This is a genomic window from Streptomyces sp. NPDC012825 (assembly GCF_042900925.1).
Lineage (GTDB): Bacteria > Actinomycetota > Actinomycetes > Streptomycetales > Streptomycetaceae > Streptomyces.
In genome coordinates this window covers 206,003-231,689 of sequence record NZ_JBIBBZ010000005.1, presented here as the reverse complement: position 1 = coordinate 231,689, position 25,687 = coordinate 206,003, and the positions used below count along the sequence as shown (strand labels likewise).

At 74.0% G+C, this 25,687-nt stretch carries 22 protein-coding genes; 17 read left to right on the top strand and 5 right to left on the bottom strand.

Translation table 11 applies throughout. The features are described from left to right. Window positions 1-7: 7 nt before the first annotated feature. Both eat and ACFY7E_RS14635 read right to left on the bottom strand, forming a co-directional pair. A complete protein-coding gene (gene eat / locus ACFY7E_RS14640) occupies window positions 8-1,561 on the bottom strand; it encodes an ethanolamine permease (RefSeq protein WP_389484598.1) in 1,554 nt (517 codons plus the stop codon). 126 nt (window positions 1,562-1,687) lie between these two features. Next, window positions 1,688-2,416 (bottom strand): FadR/GntR family transcriptional regulator, encoded by a 729-nt coding sequence (locus tag ACFY7E_RS14635; protein ID WP_383441961.1) that lies wholly within the window; start codon window positions 2,414-2,416, stop codon window positions 1,688-1,690. Between the two features lie 89 nt (window positions 2,417-2,505). On the opposite strand from ACFY7E_RS14635, the gene ACFY7E_RS14630 reads away from it, so the two are divergent. From ACFY7E_RS14630 to ACFY7E_RS14620, 3 genes are read left to right on the top strand one after another with little or no spacing between them, the layout of a single operon-like run. Beyond that, window positions 2,506-3,870: a glutamine synthetase family protein gene (locus ACFY7E_RS14630; RefSeq protein ID WP_389484596.1), complete on the top strand. Its 1,365-nt coding sequence runs from the start codon at window positions 2,506-2,508 to the stop codon at window positions 3,868-3,870. 8 nt (window positions 3,871-3,878) lie between these two features. Further along, window positions 3,879-5,234 (top strand): aldehyde dehydrogenase family protein, encoded by a 1,356-nt coding sequence (locus ACFY7E_RS14625; protein WP_389484593.1) that lies wholly within the window; start codon window positions 3,879-3,881, stop codon window positions 5,232-5,234. Between the two features lie 5 nt (window positions 5,235-5,239). Beyond that, entirely contained in the window at window positions 5,240-6,034 is a 795-nt protein-coding gene (locus ACFY7E_RS14620; protein WP_389484590.1) for a 3-oxoacyl-ACP reductase, read from the top strand. A 58-nt stretch (window positions 6,035-6,092) separates the two neighbouring features. Here the strand turns inward: ACFY7E_RS14620 and ACFY7E_RS14615 are convergent, their stop codons facing one another. Beyond that, complete coding sequence (locus ACFY7E_RS14615; protein ID WP_389484588.1) at window positions 6,093-7,295, bottom strand: amino acid deaminase/aldolase; 1,203 nt, start codon at window positions 7,293-7,295, stop codon at window positions 6,093-6,095. Between the two features lie 854 nt (window positions 7,296-8,149). Between ACFY7E_RS14615 and ACFY7E_RS14610 the strand changes: the two genes are divergently transcribed. From ACFY7E_RS14610 to ACFY7E_RS14600, 3 genes are read left to right on the top strand one after another with little or no spacing between them, the layout of a single operon-like run. Beyond that, complete coding sequence (locus ACFY7E_RS14610; protein ID WP_389484586.1) at window positions 8,150-9,097, top strand: hypothetical protein; 948 nt, start codon at window positions 8,150-8,152, stop codon at window positions 9,095-9,097. Further along, window positions 9,094-10,275, top strand: a complete 1,182-nt coding sequence (mycP, locus tag ACFY7E_RS14605; protein WP_389484584.1) for a type VII secretion-associated serine protease mycosin — start codon at window positions 9,094-9,096, stop codon at window positions 10,273-10,275. Before ACFY7E_RS14610 ends, mycP begins: the two co-directional genes overlap by 4 nt. Window positions 10,276-10,319: 44 nt before the next feature. Next, a complete protein-coding gene (locus tag ACFY7E_RS14600) occupies window positions 10,320-11,063 on the top strand; it encodes an SseB family protein (RefSeq protein WP_389484583.1) in 744 nt (247 codons plus the stop codon). Between the two features lie 92 nt (window positions 11,064-11,155). Here the strand turns inward: ACFY7E_RS14600 and ACFY7E_RS14595 are convergent, their stop codons facing one another. Next, window positions 11,156-11,533 (bottom strand): DUF1844 domain-containing protein, encoded by a 378-nt coding sequence (locus ACFY7E_RS14595; protein ID WP_030214668.1) that lies wholly within the window; start codon window positions 11,531-11,533, stop codon window positions 11,156-11,158. Window positions 11,534-11,863: 330 nt separating this feature from the next. On the opposite strand from ACFY7E_RS14595, the gene infC reads away from it, so the two are divergent. From infC to ACFY7E_RS14545, 10 genes are all read left to right on the top strand, one after another. After that, window positions 11,864-12,547 (top strand): translation initiation factor IF-3, encoded by a 684-nt coding sequence (infC, locus tag ACFY7E_RS14590; protein ID WP_383367279.1) that lies wholly within the window; start codon window positions 11,864-11,866, stop codon window positions 12,545-12,547. Between the two features lie 123 nt (window positions 12,548-12,670). Continuing rightward, a complete protein-coding gene (gene rpmI / locus ACFY7E_RS14585) occupies window positions 12,671-12,865 on the top strand; it encodes a 50S ribosomal protein L35 (RefSeq protein ID WP_015032399.1) in 195 nt (64 codons plus the stop codon). Window positions 12,866-12,971: 106 nt separating this feature from the next. Then, on the top strand, window positions 12,972-13,358 hold the full coding sequence (gene rplT, locus ACFY7E_RS14580) for a 50S ribosomal protein L20 (RefSeq protein ID WP_019884941.1): 387 nt from the start codon (window positions 12,972-12,974) through the stop codon (window positions 13,356-13,358). 234 nt (window positions 13,359-13,592) lie between these two features. Next, the gene (locus ACFY7E_RS14575; RefSeq protein ID WP_389484580.1) at window positions 13,593-14,432 is read left to right on the top strand and encodes a TrmH family RNA methyltransferase; all 840 of its coding nucleotides are present in this window, start codon (window positions 13,593-13,595) and stop codon (window positions 14,430-14,432) included. A gap of 91 nt (window positions 14,433-14,523) precedes the next feature. Then, window positions 14,524-15,711, top strand: a complete 1,188-nt coding sequence (locus ACFY7E_RS14570) for a sensor histidine kinase (protein ID WP_389484577.1) — start codon at window positions 14,524-14,526, stop codon at window positions 15,709-15,711. Between the two features lie 157 nt (window positions 15,712-15,868). Further along, the gene (gene pheS, locus ACFY7E_RS14565; protein WP_383443999.1) at window positions 15,869-16,996 is read left to right on the top strand and encodes a phenylalanine--tRNA ligase subunit alpha; all 1,128 of its coding nucleotides are present in this window, start codon (window positions 15,869-15,871) and stop codon (window positions 16,994-16,996) included. Further along, the gene (pheT, locus tag ACFY7E_RS14560) at window positions 16,996-19,524 is read left to right on the top strand and encodes a phenylalanine--tRNA ligase subunit beta (RefSeq protein WP_389484574.1); all 2,529 of its coding nucleotides are present in this window, start codon (window positions 16,996-16,998) and stop codon (window positions 19,522-19,524) included. The genes pheS and pheT overlap by 1 nt, the downstream gene beginning before the upstream one ends. A 295-nt stretch (window positions 19,525-19,819) precedes the next feature. Beyond that, window positions 19,820-20,887, top strand: coding sequence for a PP2C family protein-serine/threonine phosphatase (locus ACFY7E_RS14555; RefSeq protein ID WP_389484571.1), 1,068 nt, complete (start codon window positions 19,820-19,822; stop codon window positions 20,885-20,887). Between the two features lie 370 nt (window positions 20,888-21,257). Next, a complete protein-coding gene (locus ACFY7E_RS14550; RefSeq protein WP_389484569.1) occupies window positions 21,258-22,598 on the top strand; it encodes a transcriptional regulator in 1,341 nt (446 codons plus the stop codon). Window positions 22,599-22,710: 112 nt separating this feature from the next. After that, on the top strand, window positions 22,711-23,241 hold the full coding sequence (locus ACFY7E_RS14545) for an NUDIX hydrolase (protein ID WP_185893396.1): 531 nt from the start codon (window positions 22,711-22,713) through the stop codon (window positions 23,239-23,241). Window positions 23,242-23,358: 117 nt separating this feature from the next. On the opposite strand, the gene ACFY7E_RS14540 is transcribed toward ACFY7E_RS14545, so the two are convergent. Beyond that, the gene (locus ACFY7E_RS14540) at window positions 23,359-24,219 is read right to left on the bottom strand and encodes a 3-hydroxybutyryl-CoA dehydrogenase (RefSeq protein ID WP_383446065.1); all 861 of its coding nucleotides are present in this window, start codon (window positions 24,217-24,219) and stop codon (window positions 23,359-23,361) included. A 198-nt stretch (window positions 24,220-24,417) separates the two neighbouring features. On the opposite strand from ACFY7E_RS14540, the gene ACFY7E_RS14535 reads away from it, so the two are divergent. Next, window positions 24,418-25,680: a glycoside hydrolase family 10 protein gene (locus tag ACFY7E_RS14535; protein ID WP_389484566.1), complete on the top strand. Its 1,263-nt coding sequence runs from the start codon at window positions 24,418-24,420 to the stop codon at window positions 25,678-25,680. The last annotated feature ends 7 nt before the right edge of the window (window positions 25,681-25,687 follow it).

Below are 25,687 nucleotides of genomic sequence, written 5' to 3'. Positions count from 1 at the left end.
GACGGGGTCAGTCGCGTGCGAGTTCGGCCTCGGCCGCGGCGAGCGCCGCGAACTCCTCCTCGGGCGCCTTCGCCACCAGGTGGTGCCGACTGTAGAACGCGAAGTAGGCGAGGGCGATCGCGTACACCCCGAGCGCCATGAGCGCCGCCGTCCGGTCCACCAGGAAGGTCGCCACCAGGGCCGACAGGGCCAGGACGAGGGCCGTCGACGAGGTCGCGGTCCCGCCGGGCGTGCGGTACGGCCGGTGCAGGCGCGGCTCGCGACGGCGCAGCACGATGTGCGAGAGCGCCATCAGGGCGTACGAGATGGTGGCGCCGAAGACCGCGATGTTCAGCATCCGCGCCCCGTCCCCGGTGCCGGCCGCGAGCGCGAAGCCGATCGCGCCCGGGACGAGGAGCCCCAGGTAGGGCGACTTGCGGCGGCTGGTCAGGGAGAGGAAGCGGGGCAGGTAGCCCGCCCGGGAGAGGGCGAAGAGCTGACGCGAGCCGGCGTAGACGAGGGAGAAGAAGGAGGCGACCAGACCGGCCAGACCCGCGTAGTTCACGAACCGGCTGAGCGCCGTCGGCTCCCCGTCGCCCTGGAGCGCCACGACCAGCGGGTTCCCCGCCTCCTGGACGGCGGCCGCGCCGCGCGCCCCGGTGGCGGCGAGGAAGGTCATGACGGCGAGCAGCACCAGGACGCCCAGCGCGATCGCCAGCGCCCTCGGCATCGACCGGACCGGGTCCTTCGCCTCCTCGGCGGCCAGCGGCACCCCCTCGACGCCGAGGAAGAACCACATGCCGAAGGGGAACGCGGCCCAGATCCCGAGCAGGCCGAACGGCAGCCAGGAGTTCGAGCCGAACGCCTCGCCGTCCACCGGGATGTCGTTCAGGCCGTCCACGTGGAAGTCGGTGAACGCGCCGAGCGCGAAGACGACCAGGGCCGCGACCGCGATCGCCGTCACGACCAGGCTGAACCGCAGCGCCTCGCCCACGCCCCACAGGTGGATCCCGATGAAGAGCGCGAAGCAGACCAGGTAGACCGGCCAGCCGGACTCCAGGCCGAAGAGCCCGAGGGACTCGACGTAGTCGCCGATGAAGATCGAGATCGCGGCGGGGGCGAGGACGTACTCGATGAGGATCGCCGTCCCGGTGAGGAAGCCGCCCCAGGTGCCGAGCGCCCGGCGCGCGAAGCCGTAGCCGCCGCCCGCCGTGGGCAGGATGGCGGAGAGCTCGGCGAGCGCGAAGACCAGACAGGCGTACATCGCGCCCATCAGGACGGTGGCGACGGCGAGCCCGCCGAAACCGCCCTTCGACAGGCCGATGTTCCAGCCGGAGAAGTCCCCGGAGACGACGTAGGCGACGCCGAGACCGGTGAGCAGCAGCCAGCCGGCGCTGCCGCGGCGCAGCGCGCGCCGCTTCAGGTAGTCGTCCTCCGGCGGGGCTCCGGACGCCTTCCCGTCCCCGGGCGCCTTCCCGTCTCCGGGCGCCTTCCCGTCTCCGGGCGCCCTCCCGTCCCCGGGCGCCCTCCCGTCCCCGGGCGTCTTCCCGGACGTGCTCCCGGTCGTTTCTTCGAGCGTCATGGCAGCGTCAGCTCCCCGCAACGGACCCAATGGATTGAGGCCATACCTTTGCGCCGCCCCGACGGGAACGCAACCCCCGTGCGTCGCTTTCGGGTCACGGAGCCCTCCGTACGGCCCGGGCTCCGCTCACGTCAGGAAGCCCCGCAGCAGCGCCGCCGTGCCCGCGCAGTGCTCCCGCATCACCTCGCGCGCCGCGTCCGCGTCCCCGTCGAGGACCGCCTCCACGAGTGCGGTGTGCTGGTGCTGGGAGTGCTCCAGGTTCCGCACGAGCAGCGGGATGCAGTCGAGCAGGTCGTTCACCGTCGCCCGGACCGCCGCGTACCGCGCCGTCAGGGTCGGCGAACCGGACAGCTCCGCGAGCGTGAGGTGGAGCAGGGTGTCCTGGCGCCGGTAGTCGCCGAGCGGGGCGTCGTGGGTCGCCGCGAGGGCGGACCGCAGCCGCCCGGCGCCCGCCGCGTCCAGACCGTGGGCCGCGCACAGGCCGGCGGCCCCCACCTCCAGGACCTCCCGGAAGCGCAGGGTGTCCTCCACGTCGACCGAGGCGATCCGGCGGCGCAGCTCGTCCTCGTCGCCCGTCCGGACCCGGGGCAGCACGAACGTCCCGCCGTACCGGCCGCGCCGGCTCTCCACGAGCCCCTGCTCCTGGAGGACCTTCAGGACCTCGCGCAGGGTCACCCGGCTGATCCCCATCCGGTCGGCCAGCTCCCGCTCGGCGGGCAGCCGCTCCCCGTCCGGCACCAGACCCAGCCGCACCACCTGGAGGATCTGCTCCAGGGCCTCCTCGAACCCGTTGCCCGCCCGCACCGGCCGCAGCACGGGCGTCAGCCGGTCCGCCGGTCCACTCGTACTGGCCACGTCCTCGTTTCCTTTCCGCCGGTACTTCCCAAGCAATGGTCTTCCGCAATACCTTATGGCTCCCGGCAGGCCGAAGGAGGAGCAATCCCGTGGCAGACCGCACACCCCCGCTCCGCGTCGAGGAGCTGCGCGCCCTCGTCGCGAGCGGCGAGATCGACACCGTAGTCCTCGCCTTCCCCGACATGCAGGGGCGGCTCCAGGGCAAGAGGTTCGCCGCGCAGTTCTTCCTGGACGACGTCCTCGGCCACGGCACCGAGGGCTGCAACTACCTCCTGGCCGTCGACACCGAGATGAACACCGTCGACGGCTACGAGATGTCCTCCTGGGACCGCGGCTACGGCGACTTCGCCATGCACCCCGACCTCACCACCCTCCGCCGCGTCCCCTGGAACGAGGCCACCGCCATGGTGACGGCCGACCTCGCCTGGGCGGACGGCACCCCCGTCGCCGCCGCGCCCCGCCAGATCCTCCGCCGCCAGCTCGAACGCCTCGCGGAGCACGGGCTCACCGCCCACGTCGGCACGGAGCTGGAGTTCATCGTCTTCAAGGACAGCTACGAACAGGCCTGGGACGCCGACTACCGCGGCCTCACCCCAGCCAACCAGTACAACATCGACTACTCCGTCCTCGGCACCGGACGCGTCGAACCCCTCCTGCGCCGCATCCGCAACGAGATGACCGCCGCCGGGCTCACCGTCGAGTCCGCCAAGGGGGAGTGCAATCCCGGACAGCACGAGATCGTCTTCAAGTACGACGAGGCCCTCGTCACCTGCGACCAGCACGCCGTCTACAAGACCGGCGCCAAGGAGATCGCCGCCCAGGAGGGCCGCTCGCTCACCTTCATGGCGAAGTACAACGAGCGCGAGGGCAACTCCTGCCACATCCACCTCTCCCTCCAGAACGCCGCCGGGGAGAACGTGATGGCGGGCGACGACGAGCACGGCATGTCCGGGACCATGCGGCACTTCCTCGCCGGACAGCTCGCCGCCCTCCGCGACTTCTCCCTCCTCTACGCCCCCAACATCAACTCCTACAAGCGGTTCCAGCCCGGCTCCTTCGCCCCCACCGCCGTCGCCTGGGGCCACGACAACCGCACCTGCGCCCTCCGGGTCGTCGGCCACGGCCGCGCCACCCGCTTCGAGAACCGCCTCCCCGGCGGCGACGTCAACCCCTACCTCGCCGTCGCCGGCCTGATCGCCGCCGGCCTCCACGGCATCGAGCAGCGCCTCGAACTGCCCGAACCCTGCACGGGGAACGCCTACACCGCCGGGTACGCCCACGTCCCCACCACCCTGCGCGAGGCCGCCGAACTCTGGGAGACCAGCGAGATCGCCAAGGCCGCCTTCGGCCCCGAGGTCGTCGCCCACTACCGCACCATGGCCCGCGTCGAACTCGACGCCTTCGACGCCGCGGTGACCGACTGGGAACTGCGCCGCTCCTTCGAACGCTTGTGAGGAAAGAGTTGCTCCAGGTACTGAACCCGGCGACCGAGGAACACGTCGCCGACGTCCCCGAAGCCACCCCCGCCGACGTCGACGCCGCCGTCGCCCGGGCCACCGCCGCCCAGCGCGGCTGGGCCGCCGCCGCACCCGCCGACCGCGCCCGGCTCCTTCGCCGCTTCGCCACCGTCGTCGACGAACACACCGAGGAACTGGCCCGGTTGGAGGTCACCGAGGCCGGCCACACCCTCGGCAACGCCCGCTGGGAGGCCGGCAACGTCCGCGACCTGCTCGACTTCTCCGCCGGGGGAGTGGAGCGCCTCAACGGCCGCCAGATCCCGGTGGCCGGCGGCCTCGACGTCACCCTCCTCGAACCGCTCGGCGTCGTCGGCGTCATCGCGCCCTGGAACTTCCCCATGCCGATCGCCGCCTGGGCCACCGCGCCCGCCCTCGCCGCCGGCAACGCCGTGCTCCTCAAGCCGGCCGAGACCACCCCGCTCACCGCCCTCCGCCTCGCCGAACTCGCCCTGGCGGCGGGCCTGCCCGAGGGGCTCCTCCAGGTCCTCCCCGGCACCGGCCCGGTCACCGGGAACGCCCTCGTCGAACACCCCGGCGTCGCCAAGATCGTCTTCACCGGCTCCACCCGGGTCGGCAAGGCCGTCATGGCCAAGTGCGCCGACCGGGTCAAGCGGGTCACCCTCGAACTCGGCGGCAAGAACCCCAACGTCGTCTTCGCCGACGCCGACCTCGAAGCCGCGGCCGCCGCCGCCCCCATGTCCTTCCTCGACAACAGCGGCCAGGACTGCTGCGCCCGCACCCGCATCCTCGTCCAGCGGAGCGCGTACGACCGCTTCCTGGAGCTGCTCGCCCCCGCGATCGAGGAGATCGTCGTCGGCGACCCCTCCGACGAGCGCACGCAGATGGGCCCGCTCATCTCCCGCGCCCAGCTCGACCGCGTCCGCTCCTACGTCCCCGACACCCTCGAAGGCATCCGGGGCAAGGCCCCCGAGGGCCCCGGCTTCTGGTTCCCGCCGACCGTCCTCACCGGCCTGCCCGAGGACGCCCCCTGCGCCGTCGAGGAGGTCTTCGGACCCGTCGCCGTCGTCCTCCCCTTCGAGGACGAGGCCGACGCGATCCGCCTCGCCAACGACACCGAGTACGGCCTGTCCGGCTCGATCTGGACCCGGGACGTCGGCCGCGCCCTGCGCGTCTCCCGCGCCGTCCGAGCCGGCAACCTCTCCGTCAACTCCCACTCCAGCGTCCGCTACTGGACCCCGTTCGGCGGCTACCGGCAGTCCGGCCTCGGCCGCGAACTCGGCCCCGACGCCCTGACCGCCTTCACCGAAACCAAGAACGTCTTCATCAGCACGGAGGCCTGAACCGCATGACCACCGAAGGAACCGAAGAGATCATCTGCCGCCGGCTCGTCGGCCGCACCGCCGTCATCACCGGCGCCGGCAGCGGCATCGGCCTCGCCACCGCCCGCCGCCTCGCCTCCGAGGGCGCGAACGTCGTCTGCGGCGACATCGACGAGACCGCCGGCAAGGCCGCCGCGGAGGAGGTCGGCGGCACCTTCGTACGGGTCGACGTCACCGACCCCGAGCAGGTCGAGGCGCTGTTCAGGACCGCCTTCGACACCTACGGCTCCGTGGACGTCGCCTTCAACAACGCCGGCATCTCGCCCCCCGACGACGACTCCATCCTGGAGACCGGTCTGGAGGCCTGGAAGCGCGTCCAGGACGTCAACCTCACCTCCGTCTACCTCTGCTGCAAGGCCGCCCTGCCCTACATGCGCCGCCAGGGCCGGGGCTCCATCATCAACACGGCCTCCTTCGTCGCCCTCATGGGCGCCGCCACCAGCCAGATCTCCTACACCGCCTCCAAGGGCGGCGTGCTCGCCATGTCCCGCGAGCTGGGCGTCCAGTTCGCCCGCGAGGGCATCCGCGTCAACGCCCTCTGCCCGGGCCCCGTCAACACCCCGCTCCTCCAGGAGCTGTTCGCCAAGGACCCCGAGCGGGCCGCCCGCCGCCTCGTCCACATCCCCGTCGGCCGCTTCGCCGAGGCCGACGAGATCGCCGCCGCCGTCGCCTTCCTCGCCAGCGACGACTCCTCCTTCGTCAACGCCACCGACTTCCTCGTGGACGGCGGCATCGCGGGCGCGTACGTGACCCCGCTGTAGGCCCCGCCCACGCGAACGGCCGGACGTCCCGTGACGCCCGGCCGTTCGCGTATCTGTCCTAGAGGAAGGTCCGGCCCTCGCCCCGGTACGTCGGCACGGTAGCCGTGATCCGGTCGCCCTCGACCAGGTGCAGGCTCTCGAACCGCTCGCACAGCTCGCCGGCCTTCGCGTGCCGGAACCACACCTTGTCGCCGATCCGCAGGTCGTCGGCCGGCGAGCCGAGCAGCGGGGTCTGCACCTCGCCGGCCCCCTCCTGCGGGTCGTACCGCAGCCCCTCCGGCAGGTACGGCACGGGCAGCCGGTCCCGGCCCGCCACCCCGGAGGCCGGATAGCCGCCGCCGAGCACGGTCACCACGCCCACACCCGGCCGCCGGACCACGGGCTGCGCGAAGAGCGCGGCGGGCCGGCCGCTGAAGGACGTGTAGTTGTCGAAGAGGCACGGCACGAAGAGCCCCGAACCGGCGGCGATCTCCGTCACCGCGTCCTCGGCGGCCGTGTGCTGCACGCTGCCGGTGCCGCCGCCGTTCACGAACTCCAGGTCCGGCGCCACCGCCCGCACGGCCCGCACCACGGCCGCCCGGCGCTCCGCCAGCTCCCTGCGGGCGGCGGACTGCATCAGCCGGACCGCCCGCGACCGCAGCGGCCGGCCCGCGACCGCGTCCCCGACCCCCGCGACGTGCCCCTCGTACGCCATGATCCCGACCAGCCGGAACCCCGGCCGCCGCACCACCGAGCGGGCCAGCTCCGCCAGCTCGGCGGGCTCCCGCAGCGGGGAGCGGCGGGCGCCGATCCGTATCCGGCCGCCGAGCAGGCTGAGCGCCGTGTCCAGCTCCAGACAGACCCGGACCTCCTCCGCCCCGCCCGCGCGGGAGGCGTCGACCAGGTCGAGCTGCGCCACGTCGTCCACCATCACGGTCACGGCGGCGGCGAGCTTCGGATCCCGCGCCAGCTCCCCGAACCCGGCGCGGTCCGCCGACGGGTACGCGAGCAGGACGTCCTCGAACCCGGCACGGGCCAGCCACAGCGACTCGTCGAGCGTGAACGACATGATCCCGGCGAAGCCCTCCCGCGCGAGCACCCGCTCCAGGAGCGCCCGGCACCGCACGGACTTGCTCGCCACCCGTACGGGCTTGCCCCCGGCCCGGCGCACGAGGTCCGCCGCGTTGACGTCGAAGGCTTCGAGATCGACGATCGCCACGGGCGCGTCGAGATGAGCGGTGGCCCGGTCGTAACGGGCCCGGTCGCCGGCACGGGGAGTCATGGCCCGAGCTTGCCAGACAGGTTTACGGGTGGGTAGCCCCGAGTTCCCGCACGACGGGGAACAGCCCGTAGAGTGACGGGCATTGTCGACACGAGCGGGAGACGGGGATGACCAGCGAGCACCGCCCCCTGCCCTCCCGCATCACCGACCTCCTCCTCCCGGCGTCCCCCGACGCCACCACCCCTACCGCCCCGACACCGCCCGGGGCCCCCGTGCCTCCGGCTCCCGCCGGCCCGTCGGCGCCCGGGGCTTCGGCTCCCAGCGGCCCTCCGGCGCCGGGGACCTCCGGAACCGCCGCAGTAGGCCGGCCCCCGGGCCCCGGCTCCTCCGTTCCCACCGGCCCTTCGGCGCCCGACGCCCCTGGAACCGCCACCACCGCCCGCCCGACGGCCTCCGGGACCTCGGCTCCCACCGGCTCTTCTGCCCCCGGCGCCTCCGCTCCCGCCGGCCCACCGGTCTCCGGGGCCTCGCCCGGCCGTCCGGCGGGACCCGGTGCCTCCGCCCCCGCCCGCCCGCCGGGGCCCGGCACCCCCGCCCCCGCCCGCCCCGCGCCCGCCGGCGCCGACCCGCTCGCCGTCGAGACGACGGCCCGCCTCCGCCCTGTCCGTTCCACGGACCCCACGCCGCCACCGGGCCCGTCCGGCCCGCGGACCGCCCCGGCGCGCCCGCCGCAGGGTCCGTCCGCCACCCCACCGCGCCCGCCGCAGGGTCCGTCCGCCGCCCCGGCGCCCGTCCCGGTCGCGCCGTCGCGGGCGATACCGCCCCGGCCGCCGTCGCCGCCCTCCGTGCCCGGGCCGCTCGTTCCGTCGCAGGGCGCCGCCCCGCCCCCTCGGACGGCCGCGTTCCCCGGGCCGGTGCGCCCGGCCGCCGTACCGGCCCAGCCGTCGTCCGCCCGTCCCGCGTCCCCTCGGACCGCCCCGCCGGGCCCGGTACGGCCCGCCGGCTTCGTACCGCCGTCGTACGGCCGAGCCCCCGGTCACCCCACGGGTCACGTCCTGCCGCCCGAGGCGCCCGTCGAGACCACCACGCGGCTGCGGCCCGTCCGGGACCGGAGGAGCGCCGGACGGACGGCCACCGTCGCCGTCTGCGCCGTGCTCGGGTCCGGGCTCATCGGCGGCGCCCTCGCCGGGGTGTGGCTGGCGGCCTCCGAGCCCGGGAAGCCCGCCGAACCCGCCGGATACGCCGAGGCCCGGGAGCTCTGGCACAGCGTCCCCGTCGACACCCTCTTCCCCCGCACCCTCGCCGGCCCCCACGCCGGCCCCGGCGCCGCCGCCCGCACCTGGACCCGGATCGTCGTCGCCCCGGACGCCCCCTGCTCGTCCGCCGTCCTCGCCGAGGGCCTGCGCGCCACCGTCGAACCGCTCGGCTGCGAGCGCGTCCTGCGCGCCACGTACACCGACGCCACCGCCAGCAGCGTGATCACCGTCGGCCTCGTCTTCACCCGCGCCGACGCCGCCGCGCAGCGCACCCTCGGCCGGCGCCTCACCGCCCGCCCCGGCCAGGACGTCCCCCCGGCCCTCCCCGCCCCCTCCACCGTCGCCGCCCGCTTCGGCGACCGGCAGCGCGCGAGCTGGTGGACCACGGCCCCCGCCGACCTCCCCGTCGTCGTCACCGCCGTCTCCGGCTTCGCCGACGGCCGGACCGTCGACGCCCCCCAGCCCGCCGACCGGGCCACGGCCAAGGGCCGCACCGACGCCGTCGCCCAGTCAGGCCTCGGCCACGAGGCCAAGGGCATCACCGAACGCCTGGAGCACCTGCTGCGCACGCTCGCCGACACGACGGCGAAGGAGAAGAGCCGGTGACCCGACCCGTCCGCCGGCACGCGCGCGGCGGCGCGGCCGTCCTGCTCGCCGCCGCCTTCTCCGTCCTGCCCGCCACCACCGCGCCCGCCCACGCCGACACCATCCGGGCCCGGCAGTGGGGCCTCGAAGCCCTCCACACCGACCAGGCCTGGCGCACCACCAAGGGCGGGGGCGTCACCGTCGCCGTCCTCGACACCGGCGTCGACGCCGAACACCCCGACCTCGAAGGCTCCGTCCTGCCCGGCCACGACCTCATCGGCTTCGGCGCCTCCCGGGGCGACAGCACCTGGGCCCGGCACGGCACCGCCATGGCCGGGATCATCGCCGGGCACGGCCACGGCCCCGACGGCCGCGACGGCGTCCTCGGCGTCGCCCCCGAGGCCGAGATCCTGCCCGTACGGGTCATCCTGGAGTCCCGTGACAAGGCCCGCGACAAGGCCCGCAAGAGCCGGGGCACCGCCCTCGCCCAGGGCATCCGCTGGGCCGCCGACCACGGCGCCGACGTCATCAACCTCTCCCTCGGCGACGACTCCAAGTCCGCCCACCCCGACGCGGGCGAGGACGCCGCCGTCCAGTACGCCCTCTCCAAGGGGGTCGCCGTCGTCGCCTCCGCCGGCAACGGCGGCGAGAAGGGCGACCACATCTCGTACCCCGCCGCCTACCCCGGCGTCATCGCCGTGACCGCCGTCGACCGCTACGGAACCCGCGCCTCCTTCTCCACCCGCCGCTGGTACGCCACCGTCAGCGCCCCCGGCGTCGACATCGTCATCGCCGACCCCGACCACCGCTACTACGAGGGCTGGGGCACCAGCGCCGCCGCCGCGTTCGTCTCCGGCGCCGTCGCCCTCGTCCGGGCCGCCCACCCCGACCTCACCCCGGCCCAGGTCAAGACCCTGCTCATCGACACCGCGCGCAGCCGTCCGAAGGGCGGCCGCAGCGACGACAAGGGGTACGGGACGGTCGACCCGGCCGCGGCGATCGAGGCGGGCGCCCGGCTGAAGGGCGGCGACCCGAAGGACACCGCCGCCGGCTACCGGGGGCGCTACTTCGGTCCCGGCCCCACCGCCCCCGCCGAGGAACCCCGCCCCTTCGGCCTGCTCGCCCCGGTCCTCGGCGGCCTCGGTGCCCTGCTGCTCCTCACCGCCGTGGCGCTCCGGCGCGCCCACCGCCCCGGCTGACACCCGGCGGGCCGGGCGCACCGGCCCGGGACTAGGCTCGGGGCGTGGCGCTCAAGAACATCCCGGACCCCGGTTTCTCCGACGACGACGGCACCGCCGACCCGCGGCTCGCCGCGGCCCTCGCGGCCTGGGCGGAGGACAGAACCGCCCACGGACCCGTCCTCGAAGCACTGCGGGATGCCCGGCTGCTCGTCCCCGTGGTCGCCGTCCTCGGCGAGGTCGAGACCGACGAGAACGGCCTGCGCCGCGAGAAGACCAGCGACATGGCGGTCCCCACCCTCACGGCCGGCGACCGGCGGGCCCTGCCCGCCTTCACCTCGACCGCCGCGCTCGCCCTCTGGGACCCCGAGGCCCGGCCCGTGGCCGTCCCGCTGCACCAGGCGCTCCAGGCCCTCGCGCACGAGAAGGCGGACACGCTCGTCCTCGACCTCGCGGGGCCCGTGCCGTACCAGGTCACCGGCCCGGCCCTGCTCGCCCTCGCCGAGGGCCGCTCCAGCACCGACCCGCTCGACGACCCCGCCGTACGGGAGGCGGTCCGGGCGGCCGTCGCCGCCGAGCCCGCCGTGCTCCGCGCCCACCTGGGCCCCGGAGCCGCCGACGGCACCCTCGCCCTGGTCCTCGCCGGGGACGCCTCCCCGGCGGAGGCCGCCCAGAGCGTGGCGCGCGCCCTGGCCGCCGACGCAACACTGAGGGCCCGCCTGGTGCGGGGCCTCGACCTGGCACTCCTGCCGGCCTCTGCCACGCCTCCGGGCGAGCCCTTCTACGTACGGAACGTCCAGACGCCCTGACGGTAGGGGGCGACCCCCGTCAGGTCCTGGCCGTGCACCGGCCCCGCGGCTGTCGTCTTCCGGGGGCGACCCCCGTACCCCCGTGGCAGGTCCTACCCGTACACCGGCCCCGTGTACTTCTCGCCCGGTCCCTGGCCCGGCTCGTCCGGGATCAGGGAGGCCTCGCGGAAGGCGAGCTGGAGGGACTTCAGGCCGTCCCGCAGGGGCGCGGCGTGGAAGGAGGAGACCTCGGTCGCGCCGGCGTCGAGCAGGCCCGCGAGCGCGTGCACCAGCTTGCGGGCCTCGTCGAGGTCCTTGTGCTTGTCGCCCTCCTCGGTGAGCCCGAGCTTCACCGCGGCGGCGCTCATCAGGTTGACGGCAACGGTCACGATCACCTCGACCGCCGGAACCTCGGCGATGTCACGGGTCATGGCTTCGAAGTCGGGGGTGTCGGAGGAGTCGGGGGACTCGTTCTGGGGCGTCTCGCTCATGCCCCACACGATATGCCGGTCTCCGGTTAGCGGAGACCGGCGGGTCCTGCTAACCTTGTGTAACGACCGGCTGGACACGTGTGTGTCCGGCCCACAAGTGGAGGCTCCGTACTCCCACCTGACCACCCTCACGGGCGGCAGGTCACCGGTCAGGTGGCGCCCATCGTTCCGTACGGACGATGGAGCCGCCCGAAGTGCGCCCCGCGGTTGACCGCAGCGGTGCTCCGGTATTCCCATGGAGCCCCGCCTGTGTCCCGTCCGGGGCATTTTTCATGTCCCGGCTCGGTTGGTCTCAGAAACAGACGTTGCGCGTCCGTCCGCCAGGCGGTCGTGTGGTGCTACCGAGGAGGATCCATCAGCGCCGAGCCCCGCATCAACGACAGGATTCGCGTTCCCGAGGTGCGACTTGTCGGACCCAGCGGCGAGCAGGTCGGGATTGTTCCGCTTGCCAAGGCCCTGGAGCTCGCACAGGAGTACGACCTCGACCTGGTCGAGGTCGCGGCGAACGCCCGTCCGCCCGTGTGCAAGCTCATGGACTACGGGAAGTTCAAGTACGAGTCGGCCATGAAGGCCCGTGAGGCGCGCAAGAACCAGGCGCACACGGTCATCAAGGAGATGAAGCTCCGGCCGAAGATCGACCCGCACGACTACGACACCAAGAAGGGTCACGTCGTCCGGTTCCTCAAGCAGGGCGACAAGGTCAAGATCACGATCATGTTCCGTGGTCGTGAGCAGTCCCGCCCCGAGCTCGGCTTCCGGCTGCTGCAGCGGCTGGCGTCGGACGTCGAGGAGCTTGGCTTCATCGAGTCCAACCCGAAGCAGGACGGCCGGAACATGATCATGGTTCTCGGCCCGCACAAGAAGAAGACCGAGGCCATGGCCGAGGCGCGTGAGGCCCAGGCCGCACGCAAGGCCGAGCGCCAGGGCGTCACCGCCGAGGAGACGTCCGAGGCTCCGGCACCCGAGGCCGAGGCCCCGGTCGCCGAGGCTCCGGCCGAGACCCCCGAGGCGTGATCCGAGGGGCTGCCACCCAGGCAGCCCCGGGCTCCGCCCGGACCCACCAAACGAAGAACTGACGCTCCCGGACGTCCGGTGCCCGCACCGGGGGGAGCGCCACTGACGAGGAGATACGGCGCGATGCCGAAGAACAAGACGCACTCCGGTGCCAAGAAGCGCTTCAAGGTCACCGGCTCCGGCAAGATCCTGCGCGAGCGCGCCGGCAAGCGCCACCTGCTCGAGCACAAGTCGTCCAAGCTGACCCGTCGCCTCACCGGCAACGCGGAGATGGCCCCGGGCGACGCGGCCAAGATCAAGAAGATGCTGGGCATCTGATCTGATCACCCGCCCTCGGCGACGAGGGCCACCGGCCAGGTCCGGGACCCATTCGTTTTTCGGGTCGTGTGAGTCCAACCACGACCCCGCTACAAGGAGTTAACAAGTGGCACGCGTCAAGCGGGCAGTCAACGCCCACAAGAAGCGCCGGGCGATCCTCGAGCAGGCCTCCGGCTACCGCGGTCAGCGTTCGCGCCTGTACCGCAAGGCCAAGGAGCAGGTCACCCACTCGCTGGTCTACAACTACAACGACCGCAAGAAGCGCAAGGGCGACTTCCGTCAGCTGTGGATCCAGCGCATCAACGCCGCTGCCCGCCTGAACGGCATGACGTACAACCGCCTCATCCAGGGTCTGAAGGCCGCCAACATCGAGGTGGACCGCAAGATCCTCGCCGAGCTGGCCGTCAACGACGCCAACGCGTTCGCCGCCCTCGTCGAGGTCGCGCAGAAGGCCCTCCCGGCCGACGTCAACGCCCCGAAGGCCGCCGCCTGATCTCCCAGGCCGCAGCACCTCCGCCCGGACCCGCAGCCGCTCACGCGCCTGCGGGTCCGGGTGCGTCGGCCCCCTGAACCACCCGGACCGCACCGCACCCGCACCCGCATCCGTACCCGTGGCGCACCCGCGCGCGTGCGCCCGTACCGCGTCCGACCGCGACCGCGACCGCCCCGGCCCCGCCGTCCCCGGCCTCCGCAGCCCCCGGCCCCGAAGAGAGAACCGCCGCACGCCATGGTCACCCCCGAGCTGATCTCCCCGCGTTCCCCGCGCGTCGTCGCCGCCCGGCGGCTCGCCAAGCGCAACTTCCGGGGCAAGGACCGCCTCTTCATCGCCGAGGGCCCCCAGGCCGTCCGCGAGGCCGTCGAGCACCGGGGCCCCGGCGGGGAGCCCACCCTCGTCGAGCTGTTCACCACCGTCGAGGCCGCCGAGCGGTACGCCGCCATCGTCGAGGCGGCCCACGCCGCCGGGGCCCGCGTCCACCACGCCTCCGACGCCGTCCTCGCCGAGGTCTCCCAGACCGTCACCCCGCAGGGACTCGTCGGCGTCTGCCGGTTCCTCGACTCGCCGTTCGAGGAGATCGTCGCGGCCCGCCCCAGGCTGGTCGCCGTCCTCGCCCACGTGCGCGACCCCGGGAACGCCGGCACCGTGCTGCGCTGCGCCGACGCGGCCGGCGCCGACGCCGTCGTCCTCACCGACGCCTCCGTCGACCTCTACAACCCCAAGTCCGTGCGCGCCTCCGTCGGTTCGCTCTTCCACCTGCCGGTGGCCGTCGGCGTCCCCGTCGAGCAGGCCGTCGCCGGGCTCAAGGCGGCGGGCGTGCGGATCCTCGCCGCCGACGGGGCCGGGCGGGACGACCTCGACGACGAGCTGGACGCCGGCACCATGGGCGGGCCCACCGCCTGGATCTTCGGCAACGAGGCCTGGGGGCTGCCCGAGGAGACCCGGGCCCTCGCCGACGCCGTCGTCCGCGTCCCGATCCACGGCAAGGCCGAGAGCCTCAACCTCGCCACCGCCGCCGCGGTCTGCCTGTACGCCTCCGCGCGCGCCCAGCGCCCCCGCCCCTCCGCCTGAGAGACACCGGAAGGGACCATTCCGCCCCTCCCGCCCAGTAGAGTGACGCACTCGGGGCCCACTGCGCTACACGGAGGGGTGGGGGACGGGAATGACGGTCGGCACGGACAGTCCCGCGGAGGCACGGAGCGACGGCCCGCACGCCCGGGAACGGGACGGGGCCGCCGGCACCACGGACGCCGAGGCCCCCACCGGCGGCGCGGCCCGCGACGACTCCGCCGACTTCGCCGGGCTCCGCCCCGACGACCTGCCCGACGGTCTCGTCGTCGCCGACGAGACCGGCCGCGTCGTCTGCTTCAACGCCGCCGCCGCCCGCATCGCCGCCGTCCCCGCCGACCGGGCCCTCGGCCTCCCCCTCGACCGGGCGCTGCCCCTGGAGGACCTCAAGGGCCGCCGCTGGTGGGCGCTGACCGACCCGTACGGCGGACTCGCCACCCGCAGCGGACAGCCCGAGCGCAACCTGCTCCTCCCCGGCGGCCGCGAGGTCCTCGTCTCCGCCCGCTACGTCCGCGAACACCCCACGGGCCCCGTCCGCCGGGTCGTCGTCTCCCTGCGCGGCACCGAGGCGCGCCGTCGCACCGAGCGCAGCAACGCCGAGCTCATCGCCACCGTCGCCCACGAACTCCGCTCCCCGCTCACCTCCGTCAAGGGCTTCACCGCCACCCTCCTCCACAAGTGGGAGCGGTTCACCGACGAGCAGAAGCGGCTGATGCTGGAGACCGTCGACGCCGACGCCGGCCGCATCAAGCGGCTCATCGCCGAACTCCTCGACATCTCCCGGATCGACTCCGGCCGTCTGGAGGTCCGCCGCCAGCCCGTCGACATCGCGGCGGCCGTCGGCCGGCACGTCCACGCCCACACCGCCGGCGGCCAGTCCCCGGACCGCTTCTTCGTACGGATCAGGCCGCAGCTGCCCCCGCTCTGGGCCGACCCCGACAAGATCGACCAGATCCTCGGGAACCTCCTCGAAAACGCGGTGCGCCACGGCGAGGGAACCGTCACCATCGAGGTGGCCCCCACTACGGCGGGCGACGACGGGGAGGAGGGGACGGAGGTGACCGTGAGCGACGAGGGCCCCGGCATTCCCGAGGAGTCCATGAGCCGCGTCTTCACCCGCTTCTGGCGGGGCAGCAAGCGCGGCGGCACCGGTCTCGGCCTCTACATCGTCAAGGGCGTCGTCGAGGCCCACGGCGGGACCATCACCGTCGGACGGGGCCCCCGCGGCGGGGCCGAGTTCCGATTTATCCTGCCCGTCGGCACCCCGGCCCACCTCCTCTGACGTCTCGCCCCGCGAGACCGCGGACGATCAGGAGCCGCCCGGCCCGCCCACGGGCTCATTCGCGTCCCCCCACCCCGTTAGACTCGACCTTTGGCACGTTTGCGCCCTTGACGTCGAGCGGGGCCGCCCAGCCAAGCCAACGGAAGCACGGGAAGAGATGTCCGCACCCAATAAGTCGTACGACCCGGTCGAGGTCGAGGCGCTGAAACCGGAAGAGATCGAGCGCATGCGGGACGAGGCGCTCGCCGCCTTCGCCGCCGCGGGCGACCTCGACGCGCTCGCACACGCGAAGACCGCGCACACCGGTGGCACCTCGCCGCTGGCGCTCGCCAACCGGGAGATCGGCGCCCTGCCCCCGCAGGCCAAGGCCGCCGCGGGCAAGCTCGTGGGCCAGGCCCGCGGCGCCGTCTCCAAGGCGCTCGCCGCCCGCCAGAGCGAGCTGGAGGCCGAGCGCGACGCCCGCGTCCTCGTGGAGGAGGCCGTCGACGTCACCCTGCCGTACGACCGCGTCCCGGCCGGCGCCCGCCACCCGCTGACCACCCTCATGGAGCGCGTCTCCGACGTCTTCGTCTCCATGGGGTACGAGATCGCGGAGGGCCCCGAGGTCGAGGCGGAGTGGTTCAACTTCGACGCCCTCAACTTCGTCCCGGACCACCCGGCGCGCCAGATGCAGGACACCTTCTTCGTCCAGGGGCCGGAAGGCACCACGGGCGACGAGTCCGGCGTCGTCCTGCGCACCCACACCTCCCCGGTGCAGGCCCGCACGCTCATCGACCGGGAGCCCCCGGTCTACGTCGTGTGCCCCGGCCGCGTCTACCGCACCGACGAGCTCGACGCCACGCACACCCCGGTCTTCCACCAGATCGAGCTGCTCGCCGTCGACGAGGGCCTCACCATGGCCGACCTCAAGGGCACCCTCGACCACATGGTCCGGGCGCTCTTCGGCCCGGACATGAAGACCCGGCTGCGCCCGAACTTCTTCCCGTTCACCGAGCCGTCCGCCGAGATGGACATGCTCTGCTACGTCTGCCGCGGCGAGTCCGTCGGCAACCCGGACCGCCCCTGCCGCACCTGCGGCAGCGAGGGCTGGATCGAGCTCGGCGGCTGCGGCATGGTCAACCCGAAGGTGCTCGTCGCCTGCGGTGTGGACCCCGAGAAGTACAGCGGATTCGCCTTCGGGTTCGGCATCGAGCGGATGCTGATGTTCCGCCACAACGTCGAAGACATGCGAGACATGGTCGAGGGTGACGTCCGGTTCACCCGGCCGTTCGGGATGGAGATCTGATGCGGGTCCCGCTTTCTTGGCTGCGGGAGTACGTCGACCTGCCGGCGACGGAGACCGGCCGAGACGTCCAGGCCAAACTCGTTTCGGCAGGCCTGGAGGTCGAGACCGTCGAGCGGCTCGGCGCCGGTCTGTCCGGCCCCCTGGTGGTCGGCCGTGTCCTCACCATCGAGGAGCTGACGGAGTTCAAGAAGCCCATCCGCTTCTGCACCGTCGACGTCGGCACCGCCAACGGCACCGGCGAGCCCCAGGAGATCATCTGCGGCGCCCGGAACTTCGCCGAGGGCGACAAGGTCGTCGTGGCCCTGCCCGGCGCCGTGCTCCCCGGCGACTTCCGGATCGCCGAGCGCAAGACGTACGGCCGCGTCTCCCGGGGCATGATCTGCTCCGGCGACGAGCTCGGCATGGGCGACGACGGGTCGCACGGCATCATCGTGCTGCCGCCGGAGCACGAGGTCGGCACCGACGCCACGGTCCTCCTGGAGCTGTTCGACGAGGTCCTCGACATCGCCGTCACCCCGGACCGCGGCTACTGCCTTTCGATGCGCGGCGTCGCCCGCGAGACGGCCACCGCCTACGGGCTGCCGCTGCGCGACCCGGCGCTGCTCGACGTGCCCGCGCCGAACTCGTACGGCTACCCGGTCCAGATCACCGACCCGATCGGCTGCGACCGCTTCACCGCGCGCACCGTCGTCGGCCTGGCACCCGAGGCCCGCTCCCCGATCTGGCTCCAGCGCCGCCTCCAGAAGGCCGGCATGCGCCCGATCTCGCTGGCCGTGGACGTCACCAACTACGTGATGCTGGAGCTCGGCCAGCCGCTGCACGCCTACGACCGCACCCGGCTCGACGGCCCCATCGGGGTCCGCCGCGCCGAGGCCGGCGAGAAGATCACCACCCTCGACGGCACCGTGCGCGTCCTGGACGCCGCGGACCTGGTCATCACCGACAACCGCGGCCCCATCGGCATCGCGGGCGTCATGGGCGGCGCCAACACGGAGATCGCCGACCCGGTCCTCGACCCGGAGACCGGTGTCGTCACCGGCACCTCCGAGGTCGTCGTCGAGGCCGCGCACTTCGACCCGATCTCGATCGCCCGCACGGCCCGCCGCCACAAGCTGCCCTCCGAGGCGTCCAAGCGCTTCGAGCGCGGCGTCGACCCGCAGGCCGCCGCCGCTGCCGCGCAGCGCACCGTCGACCTGCTCGTGCTGCTCGCGGGCGGCACGGCCGAGGCCGGCGTCACCGAGGTCGTGGCCCCGTCCGCGCCCCGGACGATCGTCGTCCCGGCGGACCACCCGGACAAGGTCGCGGGCGTCGCCTACGGCCGCGAGACCGTCGTCCGCCGCCTCCAGGAGGTCGGCTGCGACGTCTACGGCCAGGACGAGCTCGTCGTCACCGTCCCCTCGTGGCGGCCCGACCTCAACGAGCCGAACGACCTCGCCGAAGAGGTCATCCGCCTGGAGGGCTACGAGAACCTGCCCTCCACGCTGCCCAGGCCCCCGGCCGGCCGCGGACTCACCGAGCGCCAGCGCGTCCACCGCCGCGTGGGCCGCGCCCTGGCAGGCGCCGGCTACGTCGAGGCGCTGAACTACCCCTTCCTCGGCGAGCAGGTCTTCGACCAGCTCGGCCTGGACGCGGACGACGCCGCCCGCCGGGTGGTGAAGCTGGTCAACCCGCTCTCCGACGAGGAGCCCGCGCTCCGTACGACGCTGCTCCCGGGCCTGCTCGGGGCGCTGCGCCGCAACGACAGCCGCGGCGGCCACGACCTGGCCCTCTTCGAGACCGGCCCGGTCTTCCGGGCCGGCGAGCGACCGGGCGTCGCCGTCCGCCTCGGCGTCGACCGGCGTCCCACGGACGAGGAGATCGCCGAGGTCGACGCGGCCCTGCCCGCGCAGCCCCGGCACGCCGCCGTCGTCCTCGCCGGCGCGCGCGAGCAGGCCGGCTGGTGGGGCAGGGGCCGTCCGTCGGACTGGGCGGACGCGGTCGAGGCCGCCCGCACGGTCGCCCGCGAGGCCGGCGCCGAACTGATCGTGCGCCAGGGCCAGTACGGCCCGTGGCACCCGGGCCGCTGCGCCGAGCTGCTCGTCGTCGTCGACGGCGAGGAGCGCACGGCGGGCCACGCGGGCGAGCTGCACCCGCGCGTGGTGAAGTCCTTCGGCCTGCCGGCCCGGACCAGCGCCATGGAGCTCGACCTCGACCTGGTCGAGGCGGCGTCCGAGGGTCCCCTCCGGGCCCCCCGGATCTCCTCCTTCCCGGTCGCCACCCAGGACGTCGCCCTGGTCGTCGCCGCCGGCGTCCCGGCCGCCGAGGTCGAGGCCGCCCTGCGCGAGGGCGCGGGCGAACTCCTGGAGTCCATCCGGCTGTTCGACGTCTACACCGGCGACCAGCTCGGCGAGGGCACCAAGTCCCTGGCCTACGCCCTGAAGTTCCGTGCCCCGGACCGCACCCTGACGGTCGACGAGGCCACCGCGGCCCGCGACGCGGCCGTCACCCTGGCCTCCGCCCGCACCGGCGCCGTCCTGCGCGGCGCCTGACCCCACGGCGGTACACAGCGGCACCAGGAGGGCCGCCCCGGAGACCTTCTCCGGGGCGGCCCTCCGCCGTTTCCCGGGGACCCCGGGTACGTACGTCCTTACGGGACCGGCACGTACGTGCCGGTGGCGCGCCCCTGGCGCAGCGCGCCGCGCCGGAAGTGCTCACTCCTTCGGGTGAGATCGTCCGGGGGTGTTCGTCGGGGTGGGGGCGGTCGGGAGAATCGACGCGGCCGCAGGGGCGGACCTGTGGGCCGCAGGGCCTTCGGGCGCTGTCGGGGCTCGGGAAGGGCCGTGCATGATCCGTACGAGGTTCTTGGACTCCGCCGGCCCCCGGCTCCGCCGGTCGGCCCCGTTCGCTCTTCCCGTCGCCTGGGGCGCGACGGCCGTGGCGTGGAGGTTGGCCTGCCCGTCGGCCGGGGAGCCGGGGCTTCCGATACGGATCGCCGTCGGCGTCGTCTTCCTCTCCGTGGGCATCGGGCTCGTCCTCGGCGTCCGGCGCGGGCTCGCCCGGGAGCTGGCGCGGGCGCGGGCCGTCGCGGCCGCCACCCAAAGGGTGCTGCTGCGGCCGCCGCCGGGCCGCCTCGAAGGGCTGGCCCTGGCCGCCGGGCAGCTCTCCGCCTCCCGGGGCGCCACCGTCGGCGGGGACCTGTACGAGGCGGTGGCCAGCCCCTACGGGGTGCGGATCGTCCTCGGGGACGTGCGGGGGCACGGGCTCGCCGCGCTCGGCGCCGTGGTCGCGGTGCTCGGCAGCTTCCGCGAGGCCGCCCACGACGAACCCGAACTCGCCGGTGTGCTGCGGCGGTTGGAGCGGGCCCTGGAGCGGCACCTGCGCGAGCGGGCCCGGGACGAGCACCCGGCGCGGGCCGGGACGGACCCCGAACACCCGGTGGCCGAGGAGTTCGTGACCCTGCTGCTCCTGGAGGTCGGGCCCGACGGGCGGCTCGCGGTCTTCAACTGCGGTCATCCCGGCCCGTACCGCCTGGGGCGGAAGGCGGAGCGCCTTCCCGTGGGGGACCCGCTGCCCCCGCTCGGGGTGCTGCCGCTGCCCGCCGGTCTCGCGCCGTACACGGCGGCCCGGCTGCTGCCCGGCGAGACCCTCGTCCTGCACACCGACGGCGCGGAGGAGGCCCGGGACCGCCGGGGCCGGTTCTTCGCGCTCGACGCCGCCCTGGCCGGGCCGCCCGGCGAGACGCCCGCCGCTTTGGTGCGCCGGGTCCACGCGGAGCTGCTCCACCACACGGGCGGCCGGCTCGCCGACGACGTCGCGCTCCTCGTCGTACGGAACGACCGCGCCAGGGTGCCGGCGCAGCCCGCCGAACCCGGGCTGCGCCGGCCCCGGCCCGCCCCCTCCTCCCACTGTTGAGAGGAGGGGGACGGTACCGGCGCCGCCCGCCCCGCCACGGAGTGTCGGGCAGATCGGCGGGGCGGGCGACGCGGACCGGGCGGCCGCACTGTACGAGGGGGAGCCGGCGGCCCGGTCGTCGCCTTGCGGCGAGAAGCACAGTCAACCGGGACCGGGGCGGGCGCGGCAGAGCGCGCGGACCGGAAGAACGGGTGCTTCGTTCACACCCCGTGCGAAACCCCCGCGAGAGGTCCGCGCGATTTTCCGCGTGACCCTCCGCGCGTACACCTCGTGCACGCGATTCCCCCCGTACGGGGCGACTCCGCGCCACTTCGCCCCATACGAAATCGGCCACCGCTACGCTGAGTTCACCGAGCGGACCGGAGCGGCCATGCAGCCCAACACCTTGCTCGACGCCCTGCTCGACGAAGCGGGCGTCTCGCACGCCGGCCTCGCCACCCGGGTGAACCGGGCCGGCCGGGCCAGGGGACTCACCCTGCGCTACGAACACACCGCCGTGGCGCGCTGGTTGAAGGGCCAGCGGCCGCGCGGCCAGGTGCCGGACCTGATCTGCGAGGTGCTCGCCGCCCGGCTGGACCGGCAGGTGACCCTGGACGACATCGGCCTCGGGGTCCCGGACGGCCCGGGACCGGCGCCCGGTTCGCCGCTCTCCGGCTTCGTGGAGCGGGCCGCCGCCCTCTGGCGCTCCGACGAACAGCAGCGGCCGTACGTCGTCTCCGCGCCCGCCCTGACCGGCACCCCCGCCGTGATGCCCGTGTGGGAGTGGGAGAACCCGCCGGAGGACGTGGACGTCTCCCGTACCGGCCGGACCGCGGTCTCGGCCGCCGACATCGCCGTCCTGGCCGCCGCCCGGTCCCACTACGAGCAGATGTACCGCAAGGCCGGGGGCGTCGCGACCCGGGCCCGGATCGTCGGCTTCCTCACCGCCGAGACGGCGCCGCTGCTCCGGGGCACGTACGGCGACGCCCTCGGGCGGAGGCTGCACCGCGCCGCCGGCGGTCTGGTGGCGGTGGCCGGGATCTGCGCCTACGACGCCGACGCGCACGGCCTGGCCCAGCGCTACTTCCACCAGGCGCTGCGGCTCGCGAAGGCCAGCGGGGACCGGGGGCTCGGCGCGTACGTGATCGCCCTCCTCGTCAACCAGTCGCTGTTCACGGGGGAGTACCGGCAGGCGGTGGCGTTCGCGGAGGCGGCGCTGCGGGCGGCGGGGCCGCGGATCACCCCGGCCCTCGCCGCCGACCTCACGGCGATGCAGGCGAAGGCGTACGCGCACCTGGGCGACCGCGCGACCGCGCTCGCCTGCATCCGGCGGGCCGAGGAGGCGGCGGAGCGGATCAGCCCGGACGAGGAGCCGGCCGAGACGGGCTACGTGCAGCCGGGGCTCGTCAACGTGCAGATCGCGGAGGCGCTCCTCGGCCTGGGCGACCTCCCGGCGGCCCACGAGCACGCCGTGGCGGCGGTCGGGGCGCCCTCGCACGACCGGGGGCGGGTGCACCGCCTCGCCATGCTGTGCCGGGTCCAGCTGCGGCAGGGGGAGGCCGACGGGGCGGCGCGCACGGCGGTGGAGATGACCGAGCGGGCGCGCGGGATGGAGTCGCGGAGGCTGCGGGACCGGCTGCGGGAGGTGCGGGAACATCTCCTCGAGAGCGGCGCGGGGGACGCCCGGGAGGCGGCGGCCCTCATCGACGGGGCCCTGCGCGTCCCCCTCTGACCCTCCTCCGCCCTTCTCCGGCCGATCCGATCCCCACTGATCCCCTTCGGTCCGCCGGCTGCTGCGATATTGCCACCGAACAAGCTCCGATCAGTCGGAAGGTGGCAAGAACGTGCAGTGGACGAAACTGAGCGAACGCTCTGTCTATGAGAACCGTTGGTTCCGAGTGAACCTCGCGGACGTCGAACTCCCGGACGGCCGCCACCTGGACCACTATCTGATCCGGCTCCGTCCGGTCGCCGTCGCGACCGCCGTTAACGAGGCCGACGAAGTCCTGATGCTCTGGCGCCACCGCTTCATCACCGACAGCTGGGGCTGGGAACTGGCCGCCGGCGTGGTCGAGGACGGCGAGGACGTCGAGTCCGCCGCCGCCCGCGAGATGGAGGAGGAGACCGGCTGGCGGCCGGGGCCGCTGCGCCACCTCCTCACCGTCGAGCCCTCCAACGGCCTCACCGACGCCCGCCACCACCTCTACTGGGCCGAACGGGCCACGTACACCGGACCTCCCGAGGACGCGTTCGAGTCCTCGCGGCGGGCCTGGGTCCCGCTGAAGCAGGTCCCCGACATGATCGCCCGGGGCGAGGTCCCGGCCGCCAACACGGCCGCCGGGCTGCTGATGCTCCACCACCTGCGCCTCGGCTGAGCCGGGGGCGGTGGCCGGGGGGCCGGAGAAAGGCCGGACGGCCCGTACCTGTGCGGGAGTACGGGCCGTCCGGGTGGTGCGGAGAGTGGTCTGAGGGGTGTCCCACGGGGGACGGGGTCAGGAGTACGGGTAGAAGCCCGAGCCCGTCTTCCGGCCGAGCCGGCCCGCGTCCACCATGCGCTGGAGCAGCGGGGGAGCGGCGTACAGCGGCTCCTTGAACTCCGAGTACATCGAGTCGGCGATCGAGGCGATCGTGTCCAGGCCGATCAGGTCGGACAGCTTCAGCGGGCCCATCGGATGGGCGCAGCCGAACTCCATGCCGTTGTCGATGTCCTCGCGGCTCGCGATGCCCGACTCGAACATCCGGATCGCGGAGAGCAGGTACGGCACGAGCAGTGCGTTCACCACGAAGCCGGAGCGGTCCTGGGCGCGGATCGCGTGCTTGCCCAGCGTCTTCTCGGCGAAGGCCTGGGCCCGGCTGATCGTGCCCTCGGAGGTGGTGAGGGCCGGGATCAGCTCGACGAGCTTCTGCACCGGGGCCGGGTTGAAGAAGTGGATGCCGATGACGTGGTCGGGGCGGGAGGTCGCCACGGCCAGCTTCACCAGCGGGATCGAGGAGGTGTTCGAGGCCAGGATGGCGTCCGGGCGGGTGATCACCTGGTCGAGGACCTGGAAGATCTCGGTCTTGACCTGCTCGTTCTCCACCACGGCCTCGATCACGAGGTCGCGGTCCGCGAACTCGCCCAGGTCGGTGGTGAAGCTGAGGCGCGCGAGGGTCGCGTCCCGCTCCTCCTCGCTGATCTTGCCGCGCTCGGCGGCCTTCGCCAGCGAGTTGTAGAGGCGGGTGCGACCGATCTCCAGCGCCTCGCCGGTGGTCTCGGCGACCCTCACGTCGAGGCCGCTCCGGGCACACACCTCCGCGATGCCCGCGCCCATCTGGCCGCAGCCCACCACTCCGACGCGCTCAATGTCGGCCATGGAGTCCGTCACCTCGTGCCTTTCGCTCTTCTGCCGGGGGCGGGCCCGTGCGATTCCGGTGCGTCCGCCTCGATCCCCCGACGTTACCGCTCATTAACCGATGATCGATCGTCCGGGGCGTGGGCATGCTCTTCCGGTGAGTGTGACGTATCCGACAGAAGAGGGGTACAAGTGCGGCCTATCGGGAGAAGAGGGTTCGTGGCCGGCGCCACGGGGGCGGTGCTCGCCGTGACGGGAACGACAGGAACGGCGGCGGACGAAGCGGCTCGCGGGGTCACGGAGGCGGGTGCGGCACCCGAGGCGAGGAGCCGGGCGCGGGGGAGGCCGTACCGCCGCCGGGAGTTCCGCGGCATGTGGCTGGCGACGGTGAGCAACATCGACTGGCCCTCCGCGCCCGGCCTGACCGCCGAGCAGCAGCGCGCCGAGCTCCTCGTCCACCTCGACACGGCGGCCGAGCGGCGCCTCAACGCCGTGGTCCTCCAGGTCCGGCCGACCGCCGACGCCCTGTGGCCCTCGCCGTACGAGCCGTGGGCGGCGTGCCTCACCGGCACCCAGGGCCGCGACCCCGGCTGGGACCCGCTGGGCACGGCCGTCGCCGAGGCCCACGCGCGGGACCTCCAGCTGCACGCCTGGTTCAACCCGTACCGGGTGGCGAACCACACCGATCCGGCCCGGCTCGTCGCCTCCCACCCGGCACGGCGGAACCCGGAGTGGGTGCTGCCCTACGGCGGGAAGCTGTACTACGACCCCGGGCTCCCCGAGGTCCGGCGCTTCGTCCAGGACGCCATGCTGGACGCGGTGCGCCGCTACGACGTCGACGCCGTGCACTGGGACGACTACTTCTACCCGTACCCGGTCGCCGGGCAGGCCTTCGCCGACGACGGGACGTACGCGCGCCACGGCGGCGACTTCCCCGACAAGGCGTCCTGGCGGCGGCACAACACCGACCTGCTGGTCTCCGAGATGTCCGCCCGGATCAAGGAGGCCAGGCCGGGCGTGGCCTTCGGCGTGAGCCCCTTCGGGGTCTGGCGGAACGCCGCCACCGATCCGGAGGGCTCGGACACCGACGCCGGCGTCCAGACGTACGACGACCTGTACGCCGACACCCGGAAGTGGGTGCGGGAGGGCTGGCTCGACCACATCGTGCCGCAGCTCTACTGGCACATCGGCCTGGCCGCCGCCGACTACGCGAAGCTGCTGCCCTGGTGGGACGAGACGGTACGGGGCACCGGCGTCGGCCTCTACGTCGGCGAGGCCCTCCACAAGGCGGGCGACCCCGCGCAGCCCGCCGCCTGGCAGGACCCGGGGGAGCTCTCGCGCCACCTGGAGCTGGCCAAGGGGTACGCCGGGGTCGGCGGCCACTGCTTCTTCTCGGCGAAGGAGGTCGCGCGGGACCGGATCGGGGCGATGGCCGCCGTGGTGGCCGACCACTACCCGACCAGGGTCCGCCCGCCGGGATAGCCGGAGG

Excerpts from the sequence above, each read along its gene's own strand:
- eat (WP_389484598.1), bottom strand. The coding sequence starts at position 1,561 with ATGACGCTCGAAGAAACGACCGGGAGCACGTCCGGGAAGACGCCCGGG.
- ACFY7E_RS14620 (WP_389484590.1), top strand. The coding sequence starts at position 5,240 with ATGACCACCGAAGGAACCGAAGAGATCATCTGCCGCCGGCTCGTCGGC.
- ACFY7E_RS14615 (WP_389484588.1), bottom strand. The coding sequence starts at position 7,295 with ATGACTCCCCGTGCCGGCGACCGGGCCCGTTACGACCGGGCCACCGCT.
- ACFY7E_RS14595 (WP_030214668.1), bottom strand. The coding sequence starts at position 11,533 with ATGAGCGAGACGCCCCAGAACGAGTCCCCCGACTCCTCCGACACCCCC.
- rpmI (WP_015032399.1), top strand. The coding sequence starts at position 12,671 with ATGCCGAAGAACAAGACGCACTCCGGTGCCAAGAAGCGCTTCAAGGTC.
- ACFY7E_RS14575 (WP_389484580.1), top strand. The coding sequence starts at position 13,593 with ATGGTCACCCCCGAGCTGATCTCCCCGCGTTCCCCGCGCGTCGTCGCC.
- ACFY7E_RS14570 (WP_389484577.1), top strand. The coding sequence starts at position 14,524 with ATGACGGTCGGCACGGACAGTCCCGCGGAGGCACGGAGCGACGGCCCG.
- pheS (WP_383443999.1), top strand. The coding sequence starts at position 15,869 with ATGTCCGCACCCAATAAGTCGTACGACCCGGTCGAGGTCGAGGCGCTG.
- pheT (WP_389484574.1), top strand. The coding sequence starts at position 16,996 with ATGCGGGTCCCGCTTTCTTGGCTGCGGGAGTACGTCGACCTGCCGGCG.
- ACFY7E_RS14555 (WP_389484571.1), top strand. The coding sequence starts at position 19,820 with ATGATCCGTACGAGGTTCTTGGACTCCGCCGGCCCCCGGCTCCGCCGG.
- ACFY7E_RS14550 (WP_389484569.1), top strand. The coding sequence starts at position 21,258 with ATGCAGCCCAACACCTTGCTCGACGCCCTGCTCGACGAAGCGGGCGTC.
- ACFY7E_RS14540 (WP_383446065.1), bottom strand. The coding sequence starts at position 24,219 with ATGGCCGACATTGAGCGCGTCGGAGTGGTGGGCTGCGGCCAGATGGGC.